This window comes from Reyranella sp. (genome assembly GCF_017305915.1).
In the GTDB taxonomy this organism is placed as follows: Bacteria; Pseudomonadota; Alphaproteobacteria; order Reyranellales; family Reyranellaceae; genus Reyranella.
The window spans coordinates 1-17,334 of the sequence record NZ_JAFKJN010000051.1; the positions used below are offsets into that span (position 1 = coordinate 1).

The 17,334-nt window shown below is 66.0% G+C and carries 14 protein-coding genes, 1 tRNA gene and 1 pseudogene; 14 read left to right on the top strand and 2 right to left on the bottom strand.

Features of this window, described 5'->3' with window-relative positions; all coding sequences use genetic code 11:
- The 10 genes and pseudogenes from J0J01_RS32280 to rpoC form a co-directional block, all read left to right on the top strand.
- A pseudogene (locus tag J0J01_RS32280) lies at nucleotides 1–171 on the top strand (elongation factor Tu); the annotation flags it as partial.
- Nucleotides 172–195: 24 nt separating this feature from the next.
- Nucleotides 196–271 (top strand) — tRNA-Trp (locus tag J0J01_RS32285).
- A 20-nt stretch (nucleotides 272–291) separates the two neighbouring features.
- Nucleotides 292–483, top strand: a complete 192-nt coding sequence (gene secE / locus J0J01_RS32290) for a preprotein translocase subunit SecE (RefSeq protein WP_296387751.1) — start codon at nucleotides 292–294, stop codon at nucleotides 481–483.
- Nucleotide 484: 1 nt separating this feature from the next.
- A complete protein-coding gene (nusG, locus tag J0J01_RS32295; RefSeq protein ID WP_296387752.1) occupies nucleotides 485–1,021 on the top strand; it encodes a transcription termination/antitermination protein NusG in 537 nt (178 codons plus the stop codon).
- A 227-nt stretch (nucleotides 1,022–1,248) separates the two neighbouring features.
- Nucleotides 1,249–1,677, top strand: coding sequence for a 50S ribosomal protein L11 (rplK, locus tag J0J01_RS32300; RefSeq protein ID WP_296387753.1), 429 nt, complete (start codon nucleotides 1,249–1,251; stop codon nucleotides 1,675–1,677).
- A 3-nt stretch (nucleotides 1,678–1,680) separates the two neighbouring features.
- On the top strand, nucleotides 1,681–2,376 hold the full coding sequence (gene rplA / locus J0J01_RS32305; RefSeq protein ID WP_296387754.1) for a 50S ribosomal protein L1: 696 nt from the start codon (nucleotides 1,681–1,683) through the stop codon (nucleotides 2,374–2,376).
- Between the two features lie 300 nt (nucleotides 2,377–2,676).
- Nucleotides 2,677–3,204: a 50S ribosomal protein L10 gene (gene rplJ / locus J0J01_RS32310; protein WP_296387763.1), complete on the top strand. Its 528-nt coding sequence runs from the start codon at nucleotides 2,677–2,679 to the stop codon at nucleotides 3,202–3,204.
- A gap of 54 nt (nucleotides 3,205–3,258) precedes the next feature.
- Nucleotides 3,259–3,633: a 50S ribosomal protein L7/L12 gene (gene rplL / locus J0J01_RS32315; RefSeq protein ID WP_296387755.1), complete on the top strand. Its 375-nt coding sequence runs from the start codon at nucleotides 3,259–3,261 to the stop codon at nucleotides 3,631–3,633.
- 180 nt (nucleotides 3,634–3,813) lie between these two features.
- Entirely contained in the window at nucleotides 3,814–7,983 is a 4,170-nt protein-coding gene (gene rpoB / locus J0J01_RS32320) for a DNA-directed RNA polymerase subunit beta (RefSeq protein WP_296387756.1), read from the top strand.
- Nucleotides 7,984–8,035: 52 nt separating this feature from the next.
- Complete coding sequence (gene rpoC / locus J0J01_RS32325; RefSeq protein WP_296387757.1) at nucleotides 8,036–12,208, top strand: DNA-directed RNA polymerase subunit beta'; 4,173 nt, start codon at nucleotides 8,036–8,038, stop codon at nucleotides 12,206–12,208.
- A 93-nt stretch (nucleotides 12,209–12,301) separates the two neighbouring features.
- On the opposite strand, the gene J0J01_RS32330 is transcribed toward rpoC, so the two are convergent.
- Nucleotides 12,302–12,874 (bottom strand): GNAT family N-acetyltransferase, encoded by a 573-nt coding sequence (locus J0J01_RS32330; protein ID WP_296387758.1) that lies wholly within the window; start codon nucleotides 12,872–12,874, stop codon nucleotides 12,302–12,304.
- Nucleotides 12,867–13,451 (bottom strand): GNAT family N-acetyltransferase, encoded by a 585-nt coding sequence (locus J0J01_RS32335; protein ID WP_296387759.1) that lies wholly within the window; start codon nucleotides 13,449–13,451, stop codon nucleotides 12,867–12,869. Before J0J01_RS32335 ends, J0J01_RS32330 begins: the two co-directional genes overlap by 8 nt.
- 614 nt (nucleotides 13,452–14,065) lie before the next feature.
- On the opposite strand from J0J01_RS32335, the gene rpsL reads away from it, so the two are divergent.
- The 4 genes from rpsL to J0J01_RS32355 all read left to right on the top strand — a co-directional run.
- Nucleotides 14,066–14,437: a 30S ribosomal protein S12 gene (gene rpsL / locus J0J01_RS32340; protein WP_296387760.1), complete on the top strand. Its 372-nt coding sequence runs from the start codon at nucleotides 14,066–14,068 to the stop codon at nucleotides 14,435–14,437.
- A gap of 17 nt (nucleotides 14,438–14,454) precedes the next feature.
- Nucleotides 14,455–14,925 (top strand): 30S ribosomal protein S7, encoded by a 471-nt coding sequence (gene rpsG / locus J0J01_RS32345; RefSeq protein ID WP_296387761.1) that lies wholly within the window; start codon nucleotides 14,455–14,457, stop codon nucleotides 14,923–14,925.
- 36 nt (nucleotides 14,926–14,961) lie between these two features.
- Complete coding sequence (gene fusA / locus J0J01_RS32350; protein WP_296387762.1) at nucleotides 14,962–17,067, top strand: elongation factor G; 2,106 nt, start codon at nucleotides 14,962–14,964, stop codon at nucleotides 17,065–17,067.
- A gap of 28 nt (nucleotides 17,068–17,095) precedes the next feature.
- Nucleotides 17,096–17,334 (top strand): GTP-binding protein (locus J0J01_RS32355; protein ID WP_296384688.1); only part of this gene is annotated, 239 nt, incomplete at its 3' end.

The window sequence follows — 17,334 nt, forward strand, 5'->3', positions numbered from 1 at the left end:
ACCGGCGTGGTGACGCTGCCGTCGGGCACCGAGATGGTGATGCCGGGGGACAACGCGCGGATGACGATCGAGCTGATCCAGCCGATCGCGATGGACGAGGGCCTGCGCTTCGCCATCCGCGAGGGCGGCCGAACCGTCGGCGCCGGCGTTGTTACCAAGATCGTAAAGTAGGTTATAAGGACAAGGCGAGACTGCAGGAGTGTAGCTCAGTTGGTAGAGCGTCGGTCTCCAAAACCGAAAGTCGGGGGTTCGAGTCCCTCCACTCCTGCCAAATCTTTTTGAAGTGCGAGCATGGCGATAAATCCAGTCGAATTCGTGCGTGAGGTCCGCGCCGAGGTGGCCAGGGTCACCTGGCCGACCCGTCGCGAGACCATGATCACCACCAGCATGGTCTTCATCTTCGTCGTGATTGCCGCCCTGTTCTTCCTGGTGGCTGACAAGATCATCGGCTTCGTCGTGAAGACGTTGCTTGGGGTGTCCTGAGATGGCTCATCGCTGGTATGTCGTGCACGCCTATTCGGGCTTCGAGAACAAGGTCGCCTCGTCGATCCGCGAACAGGCCCAGAAGAAGGGCCTCGACGAGGAGATCACCGAGGTGATCGTTCCGACCGAGGAGGTCGTCGAGGTCCGCCGGGGCGCCAAGGTGCAGACAGAGCGCAAATTCTTCCCGGGCTATGTCCTGGTGAAGATGGATCTGAACGACGAGACTTGGCACTTGGTGAAGAATACCGCCAAGGTGACGGGCTTCCTGGGCGGCGGCGGCCGCGGCAAGCCGGTACCGATCTCCGATGCCGAGGCCAGCCGAATCCTGAAGCAGGTCCAGGAGGGCGTCGAACGGCCCAAGCCCGCCGTGTCCTTCGAGATTGGCGAGCAGGTCAAGGTGGCCGACGGCCCGTTTGCCTCTTTCAACGGCACTGTCGAGGACGTGGACGAGGAACGGGCACGGCTCAAGGTCGCCGTCTCCATCTTCGGCCGCTCGACCCCGGTCGAGCTCGACTACGCACAGGTGGAAAAACTCTGAAGACACACCATATACGCCCCCACGAATCCTTGAAATCCGGGGGGTTGTAGAGCGTCGGGGAGTTTGCTACACCCCGCGCCTTCGGAAGGGCTGGCCTCTGTGCCGGCCTTTTCCGCGTGAGACCGTCCGGAGCCGGAGATCCTTTCGGATCAAGGACTTGAGGATGGAACAGGTGTGGGAGGCCAGCCATGGCCGGACCACGCCGCCCAACATAGGAAGGGCTCTTAATGGCCAAGAAGATCCAGGCCTACGTCAAGCTGCAGGTCCCTGCAGGCAAGGCCAACCCCTCCCCGCCGATCGGGCCTGCGCTCGGTCAGCAGGGCGTCAACATCATGGAATTCTGCAAGCAGTTCAACGCGCGGACCCAGAAGATGGAGCCCGGCATGCCGATCCCGGTGGTGATCACCGTGTTCCAGGATCGCAGCTTCACCTTCATCACCAAGACCCCGCCGAACACCTACTTCCTGAAGAAGGCGGCGGGCATCGAAGCGGGTGCCAAGACCGTCGGCACGCAGATCGTCGGCAAGGTGACCAAGGCGCAGATCGAGGAAATCGCGAAGCAGAAGATGCCCGACCTCAACTGCGATTCCATCGAGTCGGCGATGGCTCAGATCATTGGTTCGGCCCGCTCGATGGGCCTGCAGGTGGTGGACTAAGCCATGGCCCAGGGTAAGCGCTACACGACCGCCAGCCAGACGGTCGACCGTGAGAAGACCTACTCGCTCGACGAGGCGGTCAAGATCGTCAAGGCGAACGCCAAGGCGAAGTTCGACGAGACCATCGAGGTCGCGATGAACCTCGGCATCGACCCGCGCCACGCCGACCAGGCGGTGCGCGGCATGGTCGAGCTGCCGAGCGGCACCGGCAAGACGGTGCGCGTCGCGGTGTTCGCCCGCGGCGCCAAGGCCGAGGAGGCCAAGGCCGCCGGCGCCGACCTGGTCGGTGCGGAGGACCTCGCCGAGAAGATCAACGGCGGCGAGATGAATTTCGACCGCTGCGTCGCCACGCCCGACATGATGGGCGTCGTCGGCCGCCTCGGTAAGGTTCTGGGCCCGCGCGGTCTGATGCCGAACCCGAAGCTCGGCACCGTGACGCAGGACGTGACCGCCGCGGTGAAGGCCGCCAAGGCCGGCTCGATCGAGTTCCGCGCCGAGAAGGCCGGCATCGTTCATGCTGGCGTCGGCAAGGCGTCGTTCTCGGAAGAGGCGATCGCGGCCAACGTCAAGGCGCTGGTGACCGCGATCAATCGCGCGAAGCCGTCGGGCGCCAAGGGCACCTTCATCAAGAAGGTGTCGATCAGTTCGACCATGGGACCGGGCGTGAAGCTCGATCCCGCCACCGCGCTCAACGTCTGAGGCGCGGCGGCAAGTCTTAGAGTTTCGCCGTCTCTCTCCCAAGCGATTGGGCGGGGGACGGCGGAAAACCTGTCCGAGACCGCCGGTGTCTCGCTCCTTCAGGAGCAGACCTAAAGGGGAAACCCGCCAGCGCAGACGGGGGCAAGGGATTAAGCCCATTCATACGGGCGATCGTCCCGAACTTCCGGGGCAGGCGAGCAAGGCCATCGGTCCTCGTTCGCGTGAACCGCCAACGAGGCTGTGGTCTCAACGCAGCCGGTCCGATCTGGGTTTCAGGTCGGGCCTCAATTGGAGAAAGCCGTGAATCGTTCGGAAAAGGCCGAGTCGATCTCCGAGCTGAACCAGATCTTCAAGGACGCGAGCCTGATGGTGGTCACCCGCCAGTCCGGCCTCACCGTCCAGGAAGTGACGGACCTGCGCCGCAAGGTGCGGGCAGCCGGGGCGAGCTACAAGGTCGCGAAGAACCGACTCATGCTGCGTGCCCTCGAGGGCACGTCCTTCACGGCGCTCGGGTCCCTGTTCAAGGGCCCGACTGCCATCGCTTACTCCAAGGATCCGGTCGCTGCGGCGAAGGTCATCTCGGCCTTCGCCAAGGACAACGAGAAGCTGACCATCGTCGGCGGTGCGCTCGGTGAGAACACTCTGGATGTCGCAGGCGTCCAGGCCCTCGCCACGCTGCCGTCGCTCGATGCTCTGCGCGGCAAGATCATCGGTCTCATCCAGGCTCCGGCGACGAAGATCGCGGGCGTTCTGGCGGCACCGGCGGGTCAGGTCGCTCGTGTGTTCAGCGCGTATGGAGCCAAGGAAGACGGCGCGAAGGCGGCGTAGGTCGCAGTTCAGCGAAGTCACGTTCAACGAAGTTCGGGATATCAGGAGATAGAAATGGCGAATTTGGAAAAGCTGGTCGAGGAGCTCTCGACCCTGACGGTCCTCGAGGCCGCGCAGCTCAGCAAGCTGCTGGAAGAGAAGTGGGGCGTCAGCGCCGCCGCGCCGGTCGCGGTCGCCGCCGCTCCGGGCGCTGCTGCTGCGGCTCCGGCCGAGGTGAAGGACGAGTTCACCGTCGTGCTGGCCGCGGCCGGCGACAAGAAGATCAACGTCATCAAGGCGGTGCGCGAGATCACCGGCCTCGGCCTCAAGGAGGCCAAGGACCTGGTCGAGGGCGCGCCGAAGCCGGTCAAGGAAGGCGTGCCGAAGGCCGACGCCGACAAGCTCAAGGCCAAGCTCGAGGCCGAAGGCGCCAAGGTCGAGCTGAAGTAAGTGGATACCGAGTGGGCCGGCGAAGCGCCGGCCCACTCGGGCCCCTTCTCCAAGCGGACTTGTCGGTCCGCTTCGATAAGTGGCCCTCTGCAATGGATGGGACGAGCGGCTTTGGCGGGCCGTGAGTTCCGAGACAGCAGCGGGTAGTTCGCCTGCCTTGAACCCGATCGAGGACGCAGGATGGCCACGGCCTTCAATACGCGCAAAAGAATCCGTCGTTTCTTCGGCCACATCGAATCCGTGGCCCCCATGCCCAACCTGATCGAAGTCCAGAAGAGCTCGTACGAGGGCTTCCTGCAGCGCCTGATCCCGGCGGCCAAGCGCACGCCGACCGGCCTGCAGGAGGTCTTCCGCGGCGTGTTCCCGATCAAGGACTTCGCCGAGCGGGCCAGCCTCGAGTTCGTGAAGTACGAGTTCGAGGAGCCGAAGTACGACGTCGAGGAATGCCAGCAGCGCGGCATCACCTTCGCCGCGCCGCTCAAGGTCACGCTCCAGCTCGTCGTGTGGGACATCGACGAGGAAGCCGGCTCGCGCTCGATCCGCGACATCAAGGAGCAGGATGTCTACATGGGCGACATGCCGCTCATGACCGACAACGGCACCTTCATCGTCAACGGCACCGAGCGCGTGATCGTCAGCCAGATGCACCGCTCGCCGGGCGTCTTCTTCGATCATGACAAGGGCAAGACGCACAGCTCGGGCAAGTACCTGTTCGCCGCCCGCATCATCCCGTACCGCGGCTCGTGGCTCGACTTCGAATTCGACGCCAAGGACCTGATCCATGTCCGCATCGACCGCCGCCGCAAGATCCCGGTGACGACGCTGCTGCTCGCGCTCGACAACGACGCGACCGCGAAGAAGCGGGCGTCGGCCGTCGCCAAGGGCCAGACGCTCGATCCGACCGAGGCCCAGGGCCTGTCGCCCGAGGAGATCCTCGCCGCGTTCTACGGCCAGGTCGTCTACAAGGGCGACAAGGAAGGCTGGACCACGACCTTCGACGCCGAGTCGATGAAGGGCGTCAAGCTCACCCACGACCTGGTCAACGCCAAGACCGGCAAGTCGGTCGCCGAGGCCGGCGCCAAGATGACGCCGCGGCTCCTGAACCGCCTCAAGGAGGCGGGCCTCAAGGAAGTGCGCGTGTCGCCGGAGGAGCTGATCGGCCGCTACGCCGCCGTCGACGTGATCAACGAGAAGACCGGCGAGATCTATGTCGAGGCCGGCCAGGAGATCACCCAGGCGGTGCTCGACCTGTTCGACGAGAACGACATCGACGTGCTGCCGACGCTGGCGATCGACCACACCAACGTGGGCCCGTACATCCGCAACACCCTGGCGGCGGACAAGAACTCCAACCGCGAGGAGGCCCTGCTCGACATCTACCGCGTGATGCGTCCGGGCGAGCCGCCGACGCTGGAGCAGGCGGAGACGCTGTTCGGCGGCCTGCTGTTCGACATCGACCGCTACGACCTGTCGCCGGTCGGCCGCGTCAAGATGAACATGCGGCTCGAGTTCCAGGGCGTGCCCGACACCCAGCGCACGCTGCGCCGCGAGGACATCCTCGCCGTCGTCAAGGTGCTGCACGACCTCAAGGACGGCCGCGGCGAGATCGACGACATCGACCATCTCGGCAACCGTCGCGTCCGCTCGGTCGGCGAGCTGATGGAGAACCAGTATCGCGTCGGCCTGCTGCGCATGGAGCGGGCGATCCGCGAGCGCATGAGCTCGATCGACATCGACACCGTGATGCCGCACGACCTGATCAACGCCAAGCCGGCGGCGGCGGCGGTGCGCGAGTTCTTCGGCTCCAGCCAGCTCTCGCAGTTCATGGACCAGACCAACCCGCTGTCGGAAGTGACGCACAAGCGTCGCCTCTCGGCGCTGGGACCGGGCGGCCTGACCCGCGAGCGCGCCGGCTTCGAGGTGCGCGACGTTCACCCGACGCACTACGGCCGCATCTGCCCGATCGAGACGCCGGAAGGCCCGAACATCGGCCTGATCAACTCGCTGGCGACCTACGCCCGCGTGAACCAGTACGGCTTCATCGAGAGCCCGTACCGCAAGGTCCACCACAGCCGCGTCACCGACGAGGTGATCTACCTGTCGGCGATGGAGGAGGGCCGCTACACGGTCGCCCAGGCCAACGCCGAGATCGACGCCAAGGGCAAGTTCGTCTCCGAGCTGGTGCAGTGCCGCAAGGGCGGCGAGTACATCCTCGCCCGTCCCGAGACGATCGACTTCGTCGACGTCTCGCCCAAGCAGATCGTGTCGGTCGCCGCGGCGCTGATCCCGTTCCTCGAGAACGACGACGCCAACCGCGCGCTGATGGGCTCGAACATGCAGCGCCAGGCGGTGCCGCTGATCCAGGCCGAATCGCCGCTGGTCGGCACCGGCATGGAAGAGGTGGTTGCCCGCGATTCGGGCGTGGCGATCGCCGCGCGCCGCACCGGCATCGTCGACCAGGTCGACGCCATGCGCATCGTGGTGCGCGCGACCGACGACGTCGGGCCCAACCGGCCGGCGGTCGACATCTACAACCTGCTGAAGTTCCAGCGCTCCAACCAGAGCACCTGCATCACCCAGAAGCCGCTCGTTAAGGTCGGCGACACGGTGAAGAAGGGCGACATCGTGGCCGACGGTCCGTCGACCCGCGATGGCGAGCTGGCGCTGGGCCGCAACGTGCTCGTCGCGTTCATGCCGTGGAACGGCTACAACTTCGAGGACTCGATCCTGCTCAGCGAGCGCATCGTGCGCGACGACGTCTTCACCTCGATCCACATCGAGGAGTTCGAGGTCATGGCCCGCGACACCAAGCTCGGCCAGGAGGAGATCAGCCGCGACATCCCGAACGTCGGCGAGGAGGCTCTCAAGAACCTCGACGAGGCGGGCATCGTCTATATCGGCGCCGAGGTGAAGGCGGGCGACATCCTGGTCGGCAAGGTGACGCCGAAGGGCGAGAGCCCGATGACCCCCGAAGAGAAGCTGCTGCGCGCGATCTTCGGCGAGAAGGCCGCCGACGTGCGCGACACCTCGCTGAAGGTGCCGCCGGGCGTCGAGGGCACGGTCGTCGAGGTCCGCGTGTTCAACCGCCGCGGCGTCGACAAGGACGAGCGCGCGCTCGCCATCGAGCGCGACGAGATCGAGCGCCTGGCCAAGGACCGCGACGACGAAAAGGCCATCCTGGAGCGCAGCTTCTACAGCCAGATCCAGGAAATGCTGATGAACCAGGTGGTGGCCGGCGGCCTCAAGGGCCTCAAGCCGGGCACCCGCATCGTCGACAAGGTGCTGGGCGAGTTCACGCCGGGCCAGTGGCGGCAGATCGCCGTCAAGGGCGACAAGCGGCAGGGCGAGATCGAGGCGGCGAACAAGCAGTTCGACGAGTCGATGAAGCGCCTGCAGGACCGCTTCGACAGCAAGGTCGACAAGCTGCAGCGCGGCGACGAGCTGCCGCCGGGCGTGATGAAGATGGTCAAGGTCTTCGTCGCGACCAAGCGCAAGCTGCAGCCCGGCGACAAGATGGCGGGCCGCCACGGCAACAAGGGCGTGATCTCGCGCATCATGCCGCTCGAGGACATGCCGTACCTCGAGGAGGGCGGGCCGGTCGACATCGTGCTGAACCCGCTCGGCGTGCCGTCCCGCATGAACGTCGGCCAGATCCTCGAGACCCACCTCGGCTGGGCCGCGGCGGGCCTCGGCAAGCGGATCGGCGAGATGGTGACGGCGGGCCGCGAGGCCTCGGCGGCGCAGATCAAGAAGCAGCTCCGCGAGATCTACGGAGAAAAAGCTTACAAGGCCGAGATCGCCGATCTCGACGACGATGCCACGATCGAGCTCGCCCGCAACCTGAGCAAGGGCGTGCCCTTCGCCTCGCCGGTGTTCGACGGCGCCCACGAGGGCGACATCGTCGGCATGCTGGAGATGGCGGGCCTCGACAAGTCGGGCCAGGTCACCCTGGTCGACGGCCGCACCGGCGAGCCGTTCGATCGCAAGGTGACGGTCGGCTACATCTACATGCTGAAGCTGCATCACCTGGTGGACGACAAGATCCACGCCCGGTCGATCGGCCCGTACTCGCTCGTCACCCAGCAGCCGCTGGGCGGCAAGGCGCAGTTCGGCGGCCAGCGCTTCGGCGAGATGGAGGTCTGGGCGCTCGAGGCTTACGGCGCCGCCTACACGCTGCAGGAGATCCTGACCGTGAAGTCGGACGACGTCGCGGGCCGCACCAAGGTCTACGAGGCCATCGTGCGCGGCGACGACACCTTCGAGGCGGGCATCCCCGAGTCCTTCAACGTGCTGGTCAAGGAGCTGCGCTCGCTCGGCCTCAACGTCGAGCTCAATCAGGGGGCCGAGTAACGGCCTCCTCCCTCTCTTCGCGACTTAGTCCAACGAAACCGTAGGACCACCAATGACCGATCTGATCAACGTACTGGGCCAGCCCCAGGGCACTCCGACCTTCGACGAGATCCGCATCTCGATCGCCAGCCCCGAGCGCATCCGCGCCTGGAGCCACGGCGAGATCAAGAAGCCGGAGACCATCAACTACCGCACCTTCAAGCCGGAGCGGGACGGCCTGTTCTGCGCCCGCATCTTCGGGCCGATCAAGGACTACGAGTGCCTGTGCGGCAAGTACAAGCGCATGAAGTTCCGCGGCATCACCTGCGAGAAGTGCGGCGTCGAGGTGACCCTCACCAAGGTGCGCCGCGAGCGCATGGGCCACATCGAGCTGGCCTCGCCGGTGGCGCACATCTGGTTCCTGAAGTCGCTGCCGAGCCGCATCGGCCTGCTGCTCGACATGACGCTGCGCGACCTCGAGAAGATCCTCTACTTCGAGAACTACGTGGTCACCGAGCCGGGCCTGACCCCGCTCAAGTACCGCGAGCTCCTGAACGAGGACCAGTACCTCAACGCGCTCGACGAGTACGGCGACGACGCCTTCCGCGCCGACATCGGCGCCGAGGCGATCCGCGCCATGCTGGTGGCGATCGACCTCAACGAGGAACGGCCGAAGCTGCGCGAGGAGCTGCGCGACACCACCTCGGAGGCCAAGCGCAAGAAGCTGGTCAAGCGGCTGAAGCTGGTCGAGAACTTCATCGAGTCGGGCGCCCGTCCGGAGTGGATGATCCTCGAGCTGGTGCCGGTGATCCCGCCCGAGCTGCGCCCGCTGGTGCCGCTCGACGGCGGCCGCTTCGCGACCTCCGACCTCAACGACCTCTATCGTCGCGTCATCAACCGCAACAACCGGCTGAAGCGCCTGATGGAGCTGCGCGCCCCCGACATCATCGTGCGCAATGAGAAGCGCATGCTGCAGGAGTCGGTCGACGCGCTGTTCGACAACGGCCGCCGCGGCCGCGTCATCACCGGCGCCAACAAGCGCCCGCTGAAGTCGCTGTCCGACATGCTGAAGGGCAAGCAGGGCCGCTTCCGCCAGAACCTGCTCGGCAAGCGCGTCGACTACTCGGGCCGCTCGGTCATCGTGGTCGGCCCCGAGCTCAAGCTGCACCAGTGCGGCCTGCCCAAGAAGATGGCGCTCGAGCTGTTCAAGCCGTTCATCTACTCGCGGCTGCAGAACTACGGCATGGCCAACACCATCAAGGCCGCCAAGCGCATGGTCGAGAAGGAGCGGCCGGAGGTGTGGGACATCCTCGAGGAGGTGATCCGCGAGCATCCGGTGCTGCTGAACCGCGCGCCGACCCTGCACCGCCTCGGCATCCAGGCCTTCGAGCCGGTGCTGATCGAGGGCAAGGCGATCCAGCTCCATCCGCTGGTCTGCACCGCCTTCAACGCCGACTTCGACGGCGACCAGATGGCGGTCCACGTGCCGCTGTCGCTGGAAGCCCAGCTCGAGGCGCGCGTGCTGATGATGTCGACCAACAACATCCTGTCGCCGGCGTCGGGCAAGCCGATCATCGTGCCGTCGCAGGACATCGTGCTCGGCATCTACTACATCACGCTCGAGCGCGACGGCGAGCCGGGCGAGAACTCGCTGTTCTCCGAGATCGGCGAGCTCGAGCACGCCCTGCACAACCGCTCGCTGTCGATGCATGCCAAGATCAAGGCGCGCCTCGAGGCCTACGACGACAAGGGCGTGCTGGCGAGCCGCGTGGTCGAGACCACGCCGGGCCGCATCCTGCTGGCGCAGATCCTGCCCAAGCACCCGAACCTGCCGTTCTCGCTGATCAACCGTCTTCTCACGAAGAAGGACCTGCAGAACGTCATCGACACGGTCTACCGCCACTGCGGCCAGAAGGAGACGGTGATCTTCGCCGATCGCCTGATGGGCCTCGGCTTCTATCACGCCTGCCGCGCCGGCATCTCGTTCGGCAAGGACGACCTCGTCATTCCCGCCGCCAAGACCAAGCTGGTCGCGGCGACGACGAAGGAAGTGAAGGAGTACGAGCAGCAGTACCAGGACGGCCTGATCACCTCGGGCGAGAAGTACAACAAGGTGGTCGACGCCTGGTCGCGCTGCTCCGATCGCGTCGCCGAGGAGATGATGAAGGGCATTTCCACGCCGCAGCCGGGCAAGCCGGTCAACGCGGTGTGGATGATGGCGCATTCCGGCGCGCGTGGCTCGGCTACCCAGATGAAGCAGCTCGCCGGCATGCGCGGTCTGATGACCAAGCCCTCGGGCGAGATCATCGAGACGCCGATCCTTTCGAACTTCAAGGAAGGCCTGTCGGTGCTCGAGTACTTCAACTCGACCCACGGCGCCCGCAAGGGACTGGCCGACACCGCGCTCAAGACGGCGAACTCGGGCTACCTGACCCGCCGTCTGGTCGACGTCGCCCAGGACTGCATCATCATCGAGGAGGATTGCGGCACCGAACGCGGCCTCACCATGCGCGCGGTCGTCGACGGCGGCGACGTGATCGAGCCGCTGTCGGAGCGCGTGCTGGGCCGCACCGCGCTGACCGATGTCGTCGATCCGCTCACCGGCTCGGTGATCATCAAGGCCGGCGACCTGATCGACGAGGTCGGTGTCGAGCAGATCGACAAGGCCGGCATCGAGGAGCTGCGCATCCGCTCGGTGCTGACCTGCGACACCAAGATCGGCGTCTGCGGCAAGTGCTATGGCCGCGACCTCGCTCGCGGCACCAAGGTCAACATCGGCGAGGCGGTCGGCGTCATTGCCGCCCAGTCGATCGGCGAGCCGGGCACCCAGCTCACCATGCGCACCTTCCACATCGGCGGCGCGGCACAGCGCGGCGCCGAGCAGTCGAACGTCGAGGCGAGCCACGACGGCACCATCCAGGTGCGCAACCGCAACGTCGTCGTCAACAGCCAGGGTGTGCCGGTCGTGATGGGCCGCAACACCGAGTTGGTGCTGATCGACGGCGCTCAGCGCGAGCGCGCCAAGCATCGCGTGCCCTACGGCGCGCGCCTGCTGGTCGACAACGAGTCGCCGGTGACCAAGGGCCAGAAGCTGGCCGAGTGGGATCCGTACACCCTGCCGATCATCACCGAGAAGGCGGGCAAGGCGGTCTACACCGACCTCGTCGAGGGCGTGTCGATGCGCGAGGTGATCGACGACTCCACCGGCATCTCCAACCGCGTGGTCGTCGACTGGAAGGGCCAGCCGCGCGGCGGCGACCTGCGTCCGCGCATCGTCATCCACGACGCGGCCGGCCAGCCGATCATGCTGGCCAACGGCCAGGAGGCCCGCTACCTGCTGTCGCTCGACTCGGTCCTGTCGGTCGAGAACGGCCAGGAGGTCCATGCCGGCGACATCCTCGCGCGTATCCCGCGCGAGGGCGGCAAGAACCGCGACATCACCGGCGGTCTGCCGCGCGTGGCCGAGCTGTTCGAGGCGCGCAAGCCCAAGGACTTCGCGATCATCTGCGACGTCCCGGGCCGCATCGAGTTCGGCAAGGACTACAAGAACAAGCGCCGCATCCTGATCGTGCCGGAAGGCGAGGGTGCGGAGCCGGTCGAGTACCTGATCCCGAAGACCAAGCGCATCGCCGTCCAGGAAGGCGACTACGTCGAGCGCGGCGACCTCTTGATCGACGGCAACCCGGTGCCGCACGACATCCTGCGCGTGCTGGGCATCGAGAAGCTGGCCGAGTATCTCGTCAACGAGATCCAGGAGGTCTATCGGCTGCAGGGCGTGAAGATCAACGACAAGCACATCGAGACGATCGCGCGTCAGATGCTGCAGAAGGTCGAGATCACCGACGCCGGCGAGTCGACGTTCCTGATCGGCGAGCAGGTCGACAAGGGCGAGTTCGAGGCCGAGAACGCCAAGCTGATCTCCGAGAAGCTGAAGCCCGCCAAGGCGGACCCGGTGCTGCTCGGCATCACCAAGGCGTCCCTGCAGACGAAGTCGTTCATCTCGGCGGCCTCGTTCCAGGAGACCACCCGCGTGCTGACCGAGGCGGCCGTCTCGGGCCGCGTCGACAACCTGCAGGGCCTCAAGGAGAACGTCATCGTCGGCCGCCTGATCCCGGCGGGTACCGGCGGAGTCGTGAACCGCATGAAGGCGATCGCCGCCCAGCGCGATCGCGCCATCCTGGCGGCCGGCGCCGACGGCGAGGACCAGCCGGTCCCGACGCTCGAGCAGGAGCACGCGGCGGACTGAGTCCGACGCTGCGCCGAGACATCGAGAAGGCCGTCGCCGCAAGCGACGGCCTTTTTCTTTGGACCGCGCCACTGGAGTGACGCGCCCCCAGCTCTAAGCCCCGCGCCGCGCGAGCCAGTCCTCGCGCTTCAGCAGCCAGACCTCGCGCGTGCCGTCGCCTTCCACCGATCGGCAGGGCTCGCGATCGACCAGGGTGGCGCCCTGCTTCTCCTTGATGCGCGCCGAGGCGGCGTTGCGCGTGTCGTTGCTGAGCCAGAGATGCGGCCAGCCCAGGGTGACGAAGGCGAACGCGGTCACGCATTCGGCGGCCTCGGTCATGAAGCCTTTGCCGTGATGCCCCGGGTCGAGCCAGAAGCCGCGCATGTCGCGGCTCTTGCCGTCGTCGGGCCGCAGCTCGATACGGCCGATCGGATCGTCCGGCGCGCTCTCGAGAGCGATCGACCAATAGAGCTTCTCGCCGCGCGCCATCTCCTCGAGACAGTCCGCGATATGGCTGGCAGCGCCGTCGGCCGGGTAGGGCCAGGGCACATGGTTGCCGTTGAGGAAGCGCACGATCTCCCATTGCGGGAAGCGCCGCTGGATGATTGGCGCATCCTCCATCCGCAACGGACGCAGGACGAGCCGGCCGGTCTGCAGCGTGGGCGTCGGCGGCAGGCGGTCAGGCATGGACCGGCTCGCTCGCTTTCGCTTCACGCCGCGGCGGCATCGGCTGGCGCGCCCGCCAGTCCTCGCGGGTCAGCTGCCAGACCATGCGGGTGGCCGCACCGCCGACGAACTGGCCGATCATCATGTCGACCAGCCGGGCGCCCTGCTTCTCCTTGATGCGGCGGGAGGCGTGGTTGTCCTGGGCGTTGCTGAGCCACAGGCAGGGCCAGGCGAGCTTGCCGAAGGCGTACTCGGTCACCCGGTCGGCCGCCTCGGTCATCAGGCCGCGGCCCCGGAACGCCGGGTCGAGCCAGAAGCCGCCCTGGTCGTGGGTCACGCCGTCGTCCGGCCGCAGGCTGATGACGCCGATCAGGTCGGCCGGGCCCTTCTTGGGGATAATCGCCCAGTGGGACTTCTCGCCCTTGGCCATCTCCGCGAGGGCGGCGGCGGCGAAGCCGGTAGCGCCGTCGGCCGGGTAGGGCCAGGGTACCTTGGCGTCCAGCCAGCGCACGACCTCCCAATTGGCGAAGCGCTTCTGGATGACCGGTGCGTCCTTGGCGCGCAGCGGGCGCAACACCAGGCGCGGCGTCTGAAGCACCGGGGTGGGAGGCATCCTGAAGGAACTCATCTTCGGTCTCGCTTCCGTTGCCGGAGGGCGGGACCTGTTGCGCGACCCCGGCCTGGCGGCGGGGTCGGGGTTCGTCGGCTGTTTCTGGCTTTAGCTCAGACTTTCGCGCACGAGTCTCCCGGCCCCAAAGGTGGTACCTTTGACGGCTCGGTTGATCATGGTGTCGCGGCGCAACATGATGCCTCCTTAGCGCGGGTCGCGTGCGAAGTAAACCATTGTGTCGAGACGGGGGCAGACCCCCAAGCAGTGGTGTTAGAAAGTTGCGCGCCATCCCTGCCGCGAGTCAGGAACGAGTCGATGGTGCGACGCGGGAAATCAGCAACGAAATCAAAGAGAAAAGCGTTCCGCCACGCTTGACGCCCACGTAACGCAGCAATATAAGCGCGCCACTTCGGCGAAAGGCTGGTGGTAGGCGAAAAGCCTAGACGCAGCCGGACGTCGAGGACCGCTACAAGTAAGGCCTCTTGGCCGCAGAGCATACAAATCGCGCGGGGCTGCGCTCTTGCCGCTATGCCCGCGCTTTCGCTTTGCGCCGATGCCTGACCTGGGCGGACCGAGGACGGGACAAGGAAACCGGAAGTCGCATGCCGACCATTAACCAGTTGATCGCCAAGGGCCGTCGCCCGCTGACCTCGCGCAACAAGGTGCCCGCGCTGCAGGCTTGCCCGCAGAAGCGCGGCGTCTGCACCCGCGTCTACACCACGACGCCGAAGAAGCCGAACTCGGCGCTGCGCAAGGTCGCCAAGGTGCGCCTCACCAACGCCTACGAGGTGGTGAGCTACATTCCCGGCGAGGGCCATAACCTGCAGGAGCACTCGGTCGTCATGATCCGCGGCGGCCGCGTCAAGGACCTGCCGGGCGTCCGTTACCACATCATCCGCGGCACCCTCGACACCCAGGGTGTCAAGGACCGCAAGCAGCGCCGTTCGAAGTACGGCGCCAAGCGTCCGAAGTAAGGCGAGGAGAAGCACACATGTCCCGCCGTCGCGCTGCCGAAAAGCGAGAAGTCCTCCCGGACGCCAAGTTCCACGACGTCGTCCTGTCGAAGTTCATGAACACGCTCATGGAGCGTGGCAAGAAGTCGGTCGCCGAGCGCGTCGTCTACGGCGCCCTCGACGAGATCGAGTCCAAGCTCAAGGCCGACCCGATCCCGGCCTTCCACGAGGCGCTGGAGAACGTGAAGCCGGCCGTCGAGGTCCGCTCGCGCCGCGTCGGCGGCGCCACCTACCAGGTTCCCGTCGAAGTGCGCCCGGAGCGGCGCCAGGCGCTGGCCATCCGCTGGATCATCCAGGCGGCGCGCGACCGTTCGGGCCACAGCATGAAGGAGAAGCTCTCGGCCGAGCTGATGGACGCCTTCAACCGCCGAGGCAACGCCGTGAAGAAGCGCGAGGACACCCACAAGATGGCCGACGCCAACAAGGCGTTTGCGCATTACCGCTGGTAGTCCGGCCGCACCCCCTCCACGCAGAAAGCCTTAACCATGGCTCGCACCACCCCCATCGCGCACTATCGCAACATCGGCATCATGGCGCACATCGATGCCGGCAAGACGACGACGACTGAGCGCATCCTCTACTACACCGGCAAGTCGCATAAGATCGGCGAAGTCCACGACGGCGCCGCGACCATGGACTGGATGGAGCAGGAGCAGGAGCGCGGCATCACCATCACGTCCGCCGCGACTACCGCTTTCTGGAAGGTCGAGACGGGTCCGTTCAAGGACACCAGCTACCGCGTCAACATCATCGACACCCCGGGCCACGTCGACTTCACCATCGAGGTCGAGCGCAGCTTGCGCGTGCTCGACGGCGCGGTGTGCGTGTTCGACTCGGTCGCGGGCGTGGAGCCGCAGTCGGAGACGGTGTGGCGCCAGGCCGACAAGTACGGCGTGCCGCGCATCTGCTTCATCAACAAGATGGACCGCACCGGCGCCAACTACTGGCGCACCATCGACATGATCGTCGATCGCCTGGGCTCCAAGCCGCTGGTGACACAGATCCCGATCGGTACCGAGTCCGAGTACAAGGGCCTGATCGACCTGGTCTCCAACAAGGCGATCGTCTGGCTCGAGGAGACGCTGGGCGCCAAGTTCGAGATCGTCGAGATCCCGGCCGAGCTCAAGGAGCAGGCTGCCGAGTACCGTCACAAGCTGATCGAGATGGCGGTCGAGCAGGACGACGTCGCGCTCGAGAAGTATCTGGCCGGCGAGGAGCCCGACTACGACACGCTGATCAAGTGCATCCGCAAGGGCACGATCTCCTATGCGTTCGTCCCGGTGCTGTGCGGCTCGGCGTTCAAGAACAAGGGCGTGCAGCCCATGCTCGACGCCGTCGTGAACTACCTGCCGGCGCCGACCGACGTGCCGGACGTCAAGGGCGTCAAGATGGGCACCGACGAGGCGGTCACGCTGCCGTCGTCCGACGATGCGCCGCTCTCCGTTCTGGCGTTCAAGATCATGACCGATCCGTTCGTCGGCTCGCTGACCTTCGCGCGCGTCTACTCGGGCGTGCTCGAGTCGGCCACCGGCGTGCTGAACAGCACCAAGGACCGCAAGGAGCGCATCGGCCGCATGCTGCTGATGCACGCCAACAACCGTGAGGACGTGAAGGAAGCGCGCGCCGGCGACATCATCGCCCTGGCCGGCCTCAAGAGCGTCACCACCGGCGACACGCTGTGCGATCCCGACAATGCGGTGATCCTCGAGAAGATGGACTTCCCCGATCCGGTCATCGAGCTCGCCATCGAGCCGAAGTCGAAGGCCGACCAGGAGAAGCTCGGCCAGGCGCTCGGCCGCCTGGTGCAGGAGGACCCGACCTTCCGCGTCTCGACCGACCAGGAGACCGGCCAGACCGTCATCAAGGGCATGGGCGAGCTCCATCTCGAGATCAAGGTCGACATCCTGAAGCGCACCTACAAGGTCGACGCCAACGTCGGCGCGCCGCAGGTCGCCTATCGCGAGACGATCGGCCGCAAGTCCGAGATCGACTACACCCACAAGAAGCAGTCCGGCGGCTCGGGCCAGTTCGCCCGCATCAAACTGGTGTTCGAGCCGGGTGAGCCGGGTTCGGGCTACAGCTTCGACAGCAAGGTCGTCGGCGGCTCGGTACCGAAGGAATACATCCCGGGCGTCGAGAAGGGCCTCGAGGCCTCGCGCGAGACCGGCGTGCTCGCCGGTTTCCCGGTGATCGACTTCAAGGCGACGCTGATCGACGGCGCCTACCACGACGTCGATTCGAGCGTGCTGGCGTTCGAGATCGCCGCCCGCGCGGCGTTCAAGGAAGGCCTCGCCAAGGCGCAGCCCAAGCTGCTCGAGCCGATCATGAAGGTCGAGGTGGTGACGCCTGAGGACTACATGGGCGACTGCATTGGTGACCTGAACAGCCGCCGCGGCCAGATCCTGGGCATGGAGGCCCGCGGCAACGCGCAGGTCATCAACGCCATGGTGCCGCTCGCCAACATGTTCGGCTACGTGAACACGCTGCGGTCGATGACCCAGGGACGTGCGGCCTACACCATGACCTTCGACCACTACGCGCCTGTGCCGCAGGCGGTGGCGGACGAGGTCGTCGCGAAGCTGGCCGGCTAAGAGTTTGAATTAAGCAAGGAAGACACCCATGACGAAGGCGAAATTCGAGCGGAACAAGCCGCACTGCAACATCGGCACGATCGGGCATGTTGATCATGGCAAGACGTCGCTGACGGCGGCGATCACGAAGATCCTGGCGAAGACGGGCGGAGCGACGTTCACGGCGTACGACCAGATCGACAAGGCGCCGGAGGAGCGCGAGCGCGGCATCACGATCTCGACGGCGCATGTCGAGTACGAGACCAAGAACCGGCATTACGCGCACGT